Source organism: Pseudomonas sp. P8_229 (genome assembly GCF_034008635.1).
In the GTDB taxonomy this organism is placed as follows: domain Bacteria; phylum Pseudomonadota; class Gammaproteobacteria; order Pseudomonadales; family Pseudomonadaceae; genus Aquipseudomonas.
In genome coordinates, this window is the sequence record NZ_CP125378.1 from 3,850,954 (window position 1) to 3,862,959 (window position 12,006).

10 protein-coding genes and 1 other RNA gene are annotated in these 12,006 nt (G+C 50.7%); 2 read left to right on the top strand and 9 right to left on the bottom strand.

The window, feature by feature from the left end:
- Positions 1-219: 219 nt before the first annotated feature.
- Together QMK55_RS17295 and QMK55_RS17300 are read right to left on the bottom strand one after the other, a co-directional pair.
- Entirely contained in the window at positions 220-2,088 is a 1,869-nt protein-coding gene (locus tag QMK55_RS17295) for a DUF2075 domain-containing protein (protein ID WP_320329636.1), read from the bottom strand.
- 24 nt (positions 2,089-2,112) lie between these two features.
- Positions 2,113-2,496 (bottom strand): nucleotide pyrophosphohydrolase, encoded by a 384-nt coding sequence (locus tag QMK55_RS17300; RefSeq protein WP_126359929.1) that lies wholly within the window; start codon positions 2,494-2,496, stop codon positions 2,113-2,115.
- Positions 2,497-3,240: 744 nt separating this feature from the next.
- Between QMK55_RS17300 and QMK55_RS17305 the strand changes: the two genes are divergently transcribed.
- The gene (locus QMK55_RS17305; protein WP_320329637.1) at positions 3,241-4,503 is read left to right on the top strand and encodes an AAA family ATPase; all 1,263 of its coding nucleotides are present in this window, start codon (positions 3,241-3,243) and stop codon (positions 4,501-4,503) included.
- Positions 4,500-5,231, top strand: coding sequence for an HNH endonuclease (locus QMK55_RS17310; protein ID WP_126359933.1), 732 nt, complete (start codon positions 4,500-4,502; stop codon positions 5,229-5,231). The genes QMK55_RS17305 and QMK55_RS17310 overlap by 4 nt, the downstream gene beginning before the upstream one ends.
- 313 nt (positions 5,232-5,544) lie before the next feature.
- Here the strand turns inward: QMK55_RS17310 and QMK55_RS17315 are convergent, their stop codons facing one another.
- From QMK55_RS17315 to QMK55_RS17345, 7 genes are all read right to left on the bottom strand, one after another.
- Positions 5,545-6,474 (bottom strand): sce7725 family protein, encoded by a 930-nt coding sequence (locus QMK55_RS17315; RefSeq protein WP_320329638.1) that lies wholly within the window; start codon positions 6,472-6,474, stop codon positions 5,545-5,547.
- Positions 6,435-7,322, bottom strand: coding sequence for a sce7726 family protein (locus QMK55_RS17320; protein ID WP_137270812.1), 888 nt, complete (start codon positions 7,320-7,322; stop codon positions 6,435-6,437). The genes QMK55_RS17315 and QMK55_RS17320 overlap by 40 nt, the downstream gene beginning before the upstream one ends.
- Before the next feature lie 222 nt (positions 7,323-7,544).
- Positions 7,545-7,820, bottom strand: coding sequence for a hypothetical protein (locus tag QMK55_RS17325; protein WP_126359939.1), 276 nt, complete (start codon positions 7,818-7,820; stop codon positions 7,545-7,547).
- A complete protein-coding gene (locus tag QMK55_RS17330) occupies positions 7,820-8,797 on the bottom strand; it encodes an integrase domain-containing protein (protein WP_320330263.1) in 978 nt (325 codons plus the stop codon). The genes QMK55_RS17325 and QMK55_RS17330 overlap by 1 nt, the downstream gene beginning before the upstream one ends.
- A 953-nt stretch (positions 8,798-9,750) precedes the next feature.
- The gene (locus QMK55_RS17335; RefSeq protein WP_320329639.1) at positions 9,751-11,007 is read right to left on the bottom strand and encodes an integrase domain-containing protein; all 1,257 of its coding nucleotides are present in this window, start codon (positions 11,005-11,007) and stop codon (positions 9,751-9,753) included.
- Between the two features lie 187 nt (positions 11,008-11,194).
- Positions 11,195-11,583, bottom strand: a transfer-messenger RNA (tmRNA) gene (gene ssrA / locus QMK55_RS17340).
- 96 nt (positions 11,584-11,679) lie between these two features.
- On the bottom strand, positions 11,680-11,958 hold the full coding sequence (locus QMK55_RS17345; RefSeq protein WP_102358320.1) for a hypothetical protein: 279 nt from the start codon (positions 11,956-11,958) through the stop codon (positions 11,680-11,682).
- Between the last annotated feature and the right edge of the window lie 48 nt (positions 11,959-12,006).

A 12,006-nucleotide genomic window follows, 5' to 3' on the forward strand; every position in this document is an offset into this window, starting at 1 on the left:
ATCTGTTTTTGCAAGTTAATAATTGATTGGTCAACTTGCTTGGAATACCAGTTGGAACGCTACGTGGTCTGGATTCCGATGGACGGTGCTTTTTGAGCTCCGTCCCCAGAAACGAATCGGGATTGAATCTATCAAGCAAATGGTCGCGCCGTTGATTGTTGCCCCTGCGCGTACGATGTCCCCACTCGCAGGTACAGGGGTCCCTAGCAAACGATACCGTCAATGATTGCTGTGTTGGCTAAGCCGACTCTCGAAGTACTGCGCAGTCTCTTTGTCGGTGCAGTACAGGTAGCAACCCTTCATCCCACGTGTCATCAGAGTTCGGTATGTATTTTTGATGATCAGGTCTGTTTCTTTTTTCGCCAGGGTAGGTTGCTCTTTCATCATTTTTTTCCAGCCGCGAATCGATTTATCGTGCTTGTCGCGCTCGTCCGGGGATGTCACTACCTTACCGTCACGTACGATTAGGTCTGGCCCGATGATCACCCCGATGTAGTCGACTTCCAAACCTTGGCAGGTATGAATACAGCCAACTTGCTCAATGGAGTTCTCAGCGATGATCCATAGGCTGCCATCCTGATCCAGGTTCCATTGGCGTTTGTAGTCACCAATGACGATATCAGCAGCGGTGGAGTCTTTCTTGCTCAGCCAAGGCCAGCAATAGCCCGCGACCACACGAGCTTTGTTTCCGTGGTTTTTCTCGTTGATTGCTTCATGCATCGCCTGAGGTGAGTCGAACACCTTAAACTCGTACTCTTGAGTCTCAAGCGTCGGATTTGCCGTCGAGCGAATGCCTAGCGTGTCATCCAGCCATGCTAGGTAACCGTCAGAACCACTGCAGCGAAACTGCGAAGACAGCACGTGTTCTTCAACCACAGCACCCTTGGCTTTTGCAAAGGCGCGTATCGCCTGCTTGCTGCCGATATCGCTCAAGGTTACACGCTGGTCTTCATCAATGAAGAAAATTGAGCATTTCGCTGAATCAATCAGCTCCTTGATCTGGTTTTCCCCAAGGTTTCCATAAAGCCCGCTTTTCTCATTCAGCCGGTGAGCTTCGTCCACGATAAGCGCATCGAATGTGTTGGGCTCAGTGTCGATGAATGCCCCAGAGCCTGAAAAGAAATTCGAGAATTGGCTGCGCTTGATGGTGCCAACCAGTTTGCTCTCGTAGACCTTGCGCGGGGCTGCGTTCTTGGAGACGTATTTGCTCATCAGCTTCAATTCGGTGAGCTTCACGAGCAGATTGATAGCCAGAACGGTCTTCCCGGTGCCCGGTCCACCTTCGATGATCATCACCTTGGGTGCTTGGTCCGAGGCCTCGCTTGCCGCTGCCAGCGCCGACTCAAAAATTGCTTTCTGATCGTCAATCAATACGAACTCTGGTTTGCCTTTCATCAGCCCACCGAGGGCATCGGCTAGCGCCTTGGACGGGCGAATTTTTCCAGCGGACAGCTCGTAAAGAACCTCTTTGTTGTCGCCATGACTTATATGCTTTTTCAGAAAGCTCCTGAGTTTGCTGAGCTCTTCCGGGCCTTTCAGAAACAGCGGAGCTTTGCTGATGTGGGGCTCGTAGTGAGCTGAGTCTATGATGCCGTCGCTGACGTAGTTATGGAGGTAGGCACACGGACGGATTTCGATGCTTTTGTCATACACCGCCTCGTTGAAGCCTTCCAGCAGCGCTGCATATGACCATACCTGATAGGACGGGTGAATGGTCTCAATGAGGCCGCCACCCAAGGCCGTTTTGACGATGGCATCCTTGGTTGTGGCGTTGGCCTTACTCCATTGCTTCAATTCGATCAGTACGGCTTTTTTTGCCTGGTTTTCGTCGCGACCGGTGAGTAGAAAGTCGATTCGCTTCGACGACTGCGGAATGTGCAATTCGATGGCCAGGCCTGCGTCGCTCGGCAGGCCCTCATCTCTAAGGACCTTGGCCATGTACGTTAGAGATCCTTGCCACGACCTGATTTCCGAGGTGCCAACGTTTTTGCCGGTAGCTTCCTTGTAATGCCTGAGGATCACCTCCTCGATATCATCGTTATCGTTGTCTTTAAGAAATTGCTGTTTGGTCGCAGCGTAAACGATCACGGGTTGTCCTTAGATTCGGGGTGGTCAGAGTCGGTCGTACTTTTTGCTGTTGCTTTTGGCTTTATCCACGGGGTACTTCTGGCCATTCGAGGCGAGTTTTCGTGTCACCGCCTCGTTGAGGTCAATGCCGAGTACGCTGCTCAGGCGAACCAGGTACATCAATACGTCCGCCAATTCGTCCTTAACGGCTTGGCCGATTTCGGGGTCTGTTGCGGCGGAGATCGAATCGGCATCGCTCATCCATTGGAAAATCTCGCACAGCTCTCCTACCTCGCCAGTGAGAGCCAGGATGAGATTTTTGGGGGAGTGGAACTGCTGCCAGTCGCGATCATCTGCGAACTGCTGAAGGGATGCGGCAAGCTTCATTACGTCAACCAGTGGCGCGGATGAGCTGTCTGAGTCACTCACGGGGCTATCTCTTGGGCATCAGTGGGGGGAAATGTGTAGGAAATCCGGCCTTGGATTGTAAGAGTTTTTTCTGCTTTCGCAGATTTTTTTGCGTGTTTTCTCAAATGTTGGCTGCCGGCAAGAATTGCTTGCCAGTGTTCGCTATCTGCATTGAGCGTGGCAGCCATTCGTGCTTGCAAGATAGGTGGACAGTCCAATTATGGTAATCGACAGTAAACGACCCAAAACTATGGTTGGTAGAAGGCCGCTTTCGACTCTTAGCTGCTCTTTGCAGATGGCAGTTCACGGCCAGAAGCGGTCAGTCTTAACCAATAGCGTTCAACCCACAGTTGTTGGCGAGAGGGGTAAATCCGCCAATAAAGGATGTATGAGCTTCTGAATGAGTTTATAGCTGATTCAAACGCCCCTAGCATCCGCGCCGACATGGCACTCAAGAAAATTCACCGCCTCCTGGTACAAGCGGACTGAATGATTGCAATACCTGCTTAATAATCACCTCAACAGCACTTTCCGTGGGCAGAGCCACTTGCCATTCGGTGAGTAGTCTTCGATAATCCAATAGCTGAAGCTGTCAGGTAATTAAATAATTAACTTGTCGGTCTGGTGTTTGTAATGCCCATCAAAGCGTGAATGCATTGAGTTCTTTAGAGTTGCTCTCTAATTGGGAAGTATGGTTCAATTTTAGGCGAGAGTTGATGTTCAGGAGAGGCTGAGTGGGCTAGAAACCGCTCGTTTAGGGGAATTATGCAGAAAGATAACGGCTACTCTACGACTGAAATTGTTGAGACTATACTAAATCGCCTGAATTCTTCCACTAGAGGTAAGAAGTCAGGCCAATACACTTATGTGATCGGCAATAATGGTACTGGGAAGAGTAGAATATTAGGAGAACTCGCCGAGCGGCTAAAGAAGGTTAGATCGGATAGAGTGGTTGCATGCATCGCCAGTACGGTCCATGACCGATTTGTTTATGGAGAGCACAAAACTGTAATATATATGGGGGCTCGAAATTCTTCGAATGCGGTGTTTCTCTCAGCAATAGATAGACAGCTTGCTAAATATATTCTTCAGGCTATGCGACTAGATCGCCGCTTGTTAAGATATTTACTTGAGGCTGTGAATATGAATTTGTCTTTTTCTATTGGTGAGAAGTCAATAGAGACTATTCTTAATCCACCTGGGAAAGCTACGAGGGATAGTAATAGAATAACCAAAAGAGCAGCTGACTTAGGTTTATTATCTCCGCGACCAATTGCGATGCTTCGGAGAATTACAGAGGGCAATGGAAGGTTTGAGCAATTAACTGACGCTCAAATCCCTATGCTCCTGAACTATCTCGAGCTAAATATTGATTTCACGCTTCGAATTGAGCTGGCTGGAGGAGAGTTTATTGGGTTTGATGAGCTTAGTACAGGTGAACAAAATAGGTTGTTGTTGTTCTCAAAAATTTTAAGTGTAATGCGCGATGGCGCCGTTTTTTTAATCGATGAGCCAGAGATAAGCTTACATCTTCACTGGCAGATGGACTTTCATAAAACACTTGAAAAACTGCTATCAAGACTTAATCGTTTCCATGTCGTCGTTGCAACTCACTCACCTACGATTATAAGCGAAGCTGTCAAGGTTGATGGTAATAGCCTCGATAACATGGTTGCTGTGCTGCACCGAGAGCACGAGACTGGTGAGCGTTTAACATATGCCGGGCCAGGTGCAGGCTCAGTTATTTGTAAATTCCATAACTTTGCAGAAGTAGCTAGTCACGACCAGCTAGTGCTCAGATTTTTTCAAACTTCGCCCTACCAGACGAGGGAGGTCAGTGTAGAGGTCGCTGATGCTGTGCTGAGCGTGGCTGAAGGTGGTATAGAAAAAAGTGATGCTGTGAAGCTTCTTAACGAACTGCGAGCGGTGATCGGGTTATCCAAGGAAGCAGAACAGCAGATCGAAGCCGCTCTAGTCCTGGTAAAAAATGACCTAGTAAACTCTATAAAAATGAAGGATGCAGGATGAGGTCTCTCTGTATAAATGCCGATCAAAAGGAGCACTTAGCGAAACTACTAAGAATGATGAGAGCGAAAGAGCTAAACGGAGGAGAAGCGTGGTCGGCATTTTCATCGCCAGCCCGATCAAAATCATTTACTCGGAAAAACGCTCATTGGAAAACGGTAAATTTCACCGAAGACGAAGTCAATACATATAAAACAATTCGCAAAGAAGTGCAGGAAAGACTTTTTGAACAATGCTTAGGGTGTTGCGCGTACTGTCGTCGCCCGGTAGGGCATTACGGCTGGGCATGGCATATTGAGCATGTTCTTCCAAAATCGAAATATCCTTCACTGGCCTTCAAACTCTCCAACCTAACCGTAGGGTGTGTGCATTGTAATCAGTGGAAAGGAGCTAGGGTTGACAAGAAAGTGTCCAAAAGAGCACTTCCTATTATCAATCCTCTGGTGCCAGAATTTATTTATTCCAACCATTTAACCTATGTTCAGATTAGCACCGAGTCATTGTGCTTCGCAAAATACTCTACTCATTCGGATGAAGGCTTGAAGACGTATGAATTGCTGTCGTTTGAAGAGCTTGAGCGGGCTTATGCCATTAATGGTATGCATGCACCAACAGCTGCCTTACATGAGCGTTTAACTCGGGCAATGAGCGCTGCACTTACAAGCCCAGAAAGGCGGGAGCTTATAGAGCTGCTCAGTGGGTTGAAATCCTCCCTCTATAGGCTTCCATGAGGAGGGGCCTATAAAAGAATGAATGACATCAGTAATTGTTCAGAACGTATAGTTCGAGACTTCTTGCACAATAGTACTGAACATAGCCCGCTAAAGTAGATTGAGTCGTGCAGGACTTCGCTAAATTTTAGAAGTCTGCACGACTATAAAAAACAGATACAGTTAATATTAAGCTATGCGCGCGTGCGGGAGACTAAATTGCGGAAAGTTATATTGCGGGCAAGCAAATCGCTTAAACCCTTCCGAGTGATTTTACGAACAAGTCCCTCTGAGGGTTGGCTAGAAGTCGGCGTGAGAAAGTATGAGGGATGAATTACCATGATGACAGCGTCTGAATATGATGCTTAATTGATATTTTTTTAACAACACCAAGTCCGGGGTAGTGGCGAGTGCCATGAAGAGTTATAAATTCTTGCAAGCCAGCAGTGTTGACGAAATTTCCTGGGTTCGTTGATACATAGGAAATAAGCAAATCTAAAGCTTCACGAAATTTACCGCCGGGGTCACTTTGGCTGTCATTATCAGAATATGAAGAAAAGTGACGGACATACATTTGATTTGACCGGAAAGGATCAAGATAAGACATGTGCAGGGTAACGACAAATGCTGGGCCGCCGCCTTCAACGAGACGTTCGCTGAGAATCGTATAATCACCAAATCCAATAGCATTTGGAAACGATCTATACCCATTATGAAAGTTTGAATAGTACGATTCTGTACCGTAATCTAAGTTCCTGGTTTTTTTGTCAAAGCCATCATGATAGAGGACGGCTCTTGGAAGAACTCCCCATACCGAAAAATCTGTCTTATCTGGATTAAGTGCCACAGCAGAGGCTCTCATTAGGTCCACAACTAGAGCAGGAGTAACAACACCTTCAACATAAGCGACGAAAGGTATGGTAAAGCTTCTTAACAATGCTATGGCAGGCGCATCAGACGCATCACGTATTTTTATACATGGGACGAATGAGCCTTGGCCGGTCCCTACTGTTGCAAGGTGGGTTCTCAGGGATGCCGTAATATTTGATCCCGAACCAGTCACGAATTCGCTTTGAGACGGATTAATTACCACCCACGAGGTGATTCCAGCAGCTGTCAATTCGGAGACGGTAGTCGCTAGGGGGGCAAGGTTTAAATTTACTGGCTCTAAAATAGGACATACATTGCTGGCGGGTATATGCCCAACGAGTTCTTTGAGTGCGGTTAGTTCAAACTGTTTGCCTTTGAGAATTGGGTAGTACATGAAGCTTCCTTACTTAAAATGGAACTCATATTTTCCACAAGCCCAGCTCGGGCCTTGCGGGTTGATCCAAATTCAACTCCAGCCGCTAATAAGGATGCAGGTAAAGACAGTATAAAGTCTTTGTCCAGAGCCCTGGTCTGTCGAATAATTTTTCTAAACGCAGTACGAACCTTCTCATTGGCGGCAGATGCCAATAATCGTTCACACTCACGAAAAATCTCAGTATTGCTCACATTGGGTACAACGCCAAATAACGATTCGGCGAGCCCCACATATTCGTCACGCCGAAGCGATCTCATCAAGACTCGAACATCAATCCGTGCATCTATAAGTTGCGCAGATCTCACCTCTCGAAAAGTACCACTCTTGTTTAGCAATATAACTCCGACCTGTTCCGGTACTGTGTGCAATACTGAATTGAGATTCTTTGCTGAGACAACTACGTTGACTTTGTCAAATATCTTCAGATAAGAATCAACTTGAGATTTCAGTCGAGTTAGGTTGTCATAGTCAGTTTTTATTTCATAACATGTTGAAATGCCATTTACGATTACACAGTCTGCTTTGCTCGCACCCACTCGGAACTCAGTAAGCATTGTAGAGCTGTTTATTGAATGTCTACCGATGAGGATTTTCTTTACAATAGAGTTTTTATAATAGTACTCATTACGATATTCCCTGCACAGTAGGCTGTAACAAAATTCAAATACACTAGCGACAGTAAAGACATCATCAAAGCTATCTTGATAGCATTTAGCCACTCTCGTGACAAGAGAGAAATCACCCTCCGAAACGGAATTGATGTTACTGCTGGAAAAAATTTTCGCTATCTCGTTGAAATTCAACATGTTTTATATCCAGTCAACGATTTCATCATGAGTAAAAAAATCAAAACCAATCTAGAGATGCTTCCGGTCGGCGCACATTACCACGCTCGCGCGAGCCGTGGCTCCGCTTGAACTCACTCCCAAGCTGCTGGTGGCTAGGGGCGCTATAGTTGAACGGTAGCTTTTGGCTGTCAGATGCCCTTCACGAGCGGCTGGCATGGGGTCGATAGCAGCCGGTGTCACTCAGAGATTGAAAACCCATGACTTTTCTAGACGCCGTGCGAGCAGTCGGGCCGTTAGCAGGTAGTAATACCGTGTAGCCTCACTGCGGTGGTTCATGCGATGCTCGAGAAACCAAGCCACATGCTTTCTCTGCCAACCCCAAGGCGTTTCTTGCCGCCAGCGCTCTGCAATTTCAGCCTGGATGAGCTTTGCTTGCCGTAAATGGCGCTGCCGTGTTGCGTACGAACCCGTCAGCACCGCAGCCAGGAACAGCTCCATATTGAATGGCTTGTTCATTAGCGACCTCCTACGTAGGCTGCGACCACATCAATCCGACCGTGCCCCAGCTCATAGCTGATTTGCCTCCGGGCCTCACGATCTAGGTTCCTATCTATCTGGCAACATTGGCCGCCGTTGATAGGTGCGCGGTGTTGGGTGATTTGGTCATAGCGCTCACATGCGTACGCCGCTCGTAGCTCATGGAAGCCTTTGAGGTTGTGTGCATGCAGCATGTCCCGCGCAGGGCGGATGATTTTTTGCAAAAGATTCAGGTAGCTTTCGTGTGGCGCTAGCAGGTTGCGGCTACTTGCTGGTGATACCTGCTCTGCAAATTCAAGAGCCTTGCGAACATAGTCATCCACCACTATCCAACGGGGTGCAGAAGCACCGGCGCGGCCACCTTTAGTGCCCTCCTGGATGTTGATCTTGCCTAAGTGGCGGGCTTCACGACTTAACCGTGGCAGATCAGCCAAGATGGCCTCACGCAAGCGCATGCCGGTGGCTCGCGCCAGCAGAACGATCGCTGCAGCTCTTATGTGATGAAGATTGCAAAGCGCCTCGACGATCTGCTTAACCTGTTCGCGGTCTTGGCCCTGCGGCACTGAATGTCGAACGCTGGTACGCTGCATTCCCAACGCCTTGCTCGGACTTGGCAGCTTCACGTACTGATCACCGCGAAGCGCCGCCATGGTCCTGTTAACGCTGGATAGCCGGTTTTGTGCGGTGCTGACGGCGAGGTCACCGCGCCGAACCTGGTCGCGCAGGTACGTCGCATAGTCGGCCAACATCTTCCGATCAATCAGCCGCGAGTCATTGATGCCGGGCCCCTGCTCGGAGCGGCACCATTTCACGAATGCCAACCACCGATCACAGTGCGCTTTGACCGTCCCGTAATGACCACCGCCGAACATATCCTTTAGCGCCTGCGGCCCTGCGTAGCTCAATTGCCTGCCGTAGCCGAAATTACGACCATCGCGTCTACCCACCAATGCCATGTCGGTCACCTCATCTCCCGTGCTCCAATCCTCGCCCCACGTCATCCCGCCAAGAATGCTGAGTGTTATCAGGGATCAAGGCCCCTGCGACCTGTGAGGGTGTCCACTGACGCAGGACTGGCGGCTCCTTACGACCGGGAGCAAGGGCATCTCATGATCTGGCCTCCTGAGCACCGTTACCGGTGGGCGGGTGGAGGCTGCACTGGCTGACGAGACCTGTGCCGCGAGATTCTGAGCCGGGTGAACGCAGCGGTGCGATGACCGGGGCATGCCTGACTGTCAGTCAGGTGCAGTCCATTCCCTGGTCTGCGGCACCGTCATCTGCATGGCTGTTGCTGGTGACATCGGCGTTTGTCACGCCGATTGTCGCGAGGGGGAATGCCGCAAAGCCATGTGCGATCAGGGTTGCAGCAGTGCTAGAAGTGCCCGTCTCTTTCCAGAAGAAAGAGACGGGCACAGGTTGGCGCAAGATTCGGCCAAGCGGATAGGTTGCTGCAGGGCAGCGAAGTAGGAGGTGTTGTCTGGCGCACGAGGGCCATGATCTGAAGTAGGCATCCATCACCGGGGAGGTGACCGGGCGAACTGCCGGATGCGAATCGCCATTTGGGGGAGAACCACCACGAGAGCGGCGTGACCTTCAAGGTTCGGGCCACCTGGGTTGCTGTCATCGACAGCTCTTGCACGGCCAGTTTTACGCCTGTGGATAAACCCGGTCAAGGTTCGAAATTCAGCGCCACTTTTGACTTGAAGAACGGTTATCCACCGGTGGAATTCCGTGGTAAATCCTGGACAACGTGGTCGCTTTGAGCTCTTCAAAGTAAGGTCCTGCCAAACAGGGCGGCTTTGCAGCCCTGTTTGGCAGGACCCGTGCTGAGAAGCGGATAAGCGAGGCTGCTTGCCCCGAATCTTGAGCGCTCAGTTGCTGTCGCCGCCGTTATTGCGCCTGTACAGCGCTAGCGGATCGGCACCACGTTCTTGTCTCTGACTTGGCCGTATGCAGAGGCGAGCATGCTGCCGGTCGCGGCTTTCTGGATGTACTCACTCCACCAAGCCATCATCGGGCGCCGTCGCTCGATGTAGTCGGCTCGGTTGTAGGCGCTCCGCACCTCATCCTTGTCGACGTGCGCCAGGGCCACCTCGATGAGCTCCGGGTCCCAGCCATGTTCATTCAAGATGGTGCTTGCCATCGAACGCATGCCGTGGCTGACCAACCGATCTTGGAAGCCCATACGTTTTAACGCCATGTTGGCGGTCTGGCTATTGGCGTGGGTGCGTGGATTTCTGTCGGCCGGGAAAACGTACTCGCGATGACCGCTGTGAGTCCTCAGTGACTCCAACAGTGCGACCGCGTGATCACTCAACGGGATGCTGTGAGGGCGGCGTTTTTTCATCCGCTCCGGTGGGATAGTCCAAACACGCCTCTCGAAGTCGATGTCTGCCCAACGAGTAGTCGCCGCCTCGGCGGGGCGAGTCATCGTGTGCAGCTGCCATTCGATCAGGCAGCGGGTGGTGCGTTTGATACTGGCGTTCGCGATCTCCAGCATGAGTTCGGGGAGCTCTTCGGGCGGAAGCGCAGCCATATTCTCTTTCTTGGGCTTCTTGAATACTGCCCTGATGCCGCTGAGTGGGTTGGCGAAGATCAGACCGGAGTTCACCCCGTAGGTCATGATCTCGTTAAGCCGCTGGCTAAGACGTTTGACCGTCTCCAGGCTGCCTTTCGCTTCGATTGGACGAAGCAATGCGATCACCATCGGCGCGGTGATTTTCGTGAGTGGTGTCGTCTTCAAATCGGGGAACATGTGCAGCGTGAGCGACCGCCAAATGTCCTCGGCGTAGGCAGGGGTGACCGAGTCCTTCTTGAGTTCGAACCAAGCGGTGGCCACGTTCTCGAAGGTGTGTTCCGTTTCGGCGCGCTTGGCTTCATTCAGCGTATTGCGCTGCACCTTCGGATCGATGCCCTGGGCGAGCAGCTCCCGCGCATCGACTGCCATCTTTCGTGCGTTCGCCAACGACAGTTCGGGGTAGGTCCCGAAGCCGATGTTGATGCGCTTTTTGGTCACTGGTTCGCGGTAGTTGAAATTCCACAGCAACGAGCCGTTGCTGCGTACGCGGAGCTGCAAACCGTCACCGTCTGTGAGGACGTAATCCTTGGACGCCGGTTTGACTCCCTTGAGCTGTCGATCGGAGAGGCGGAGGTTTTGAGCAGGCATGAGATTGTCCTCAGGCACTAATTCGGTATTCCAAAGATTAGCACCGGACGGACTGGAATACCGTCTGGAATACCCGAATGGCTGGAACTCAAAAACTCTCACAAGACCGCAAAAGCGCTGTAAGCCGCGTATTTGCTGGGTTTCAGGCACAAAAAAAGACGTCCGTGGACGTCTTTAGATGATGAAGTGGTGGAGCCGGGGGGATTTGAACCCCCGTCCGCCAGTGCTCCGCTGTCGGTACTACATGCGTAGCCGTGTCTATTAAGTTAACCCTCAGCGACCCGACGGGCAGGGTGCTTTGGGCGAGTTGTGTAAGTTTTAGCCGCTTCGTCCACAACGTACTGCACGGCGATTCTGTTCTATATGACAATCATTTTGGGTTTACAGACATCCCCTGATGATTGCTGGACCCGAAGGTACCAGGAGCATTGTCAGCTGCAATTAAGCAGCGAGAGCAACACCGTATTGGTCGTCATTGGCAACTATAAGTAGTTGCAACAGTGGATTTACGACTTCTGTTACCAAGTCGGCATGCACCTAAAGTTTCGTCACCGGCGTCGAATCCTAATCGGCCCCGAACTCATTGCCTCGTACATCATGTGAGGCAACAAGCCTGTGCAGTGTACGCCAAACGGCCGGCAAGGCCAACCCGAAGGTTGGCCGAGGCCTTGATCAGTTGTTGGTGCCGCTGGCTTTGCGCAATTCGAGGATGGTTTGCTGGGTTTCCGCTACGCAGTCATCGATCTTGCCCTGGGCTTTGAGCGCCTGTGCCTTGCTCACGCTGGCCTCAGCACGCTGACTCAGTTCTGGCGACGAGGCCAGTTGGCCCTTGGCATTGTTGATGGTCTGGATATTGGCATCGCACAGGTCGGCAGGTTTGCCGGCGGCGAACGAGGTGGAGGCCAGCATCGAGGCAGTAACGAACAGACCTAACAGTACAGAACGTTTCATGTGTATCTCCTTGAACTGAGGGATCCAGACTTCGCTGGCCGTCAGGAC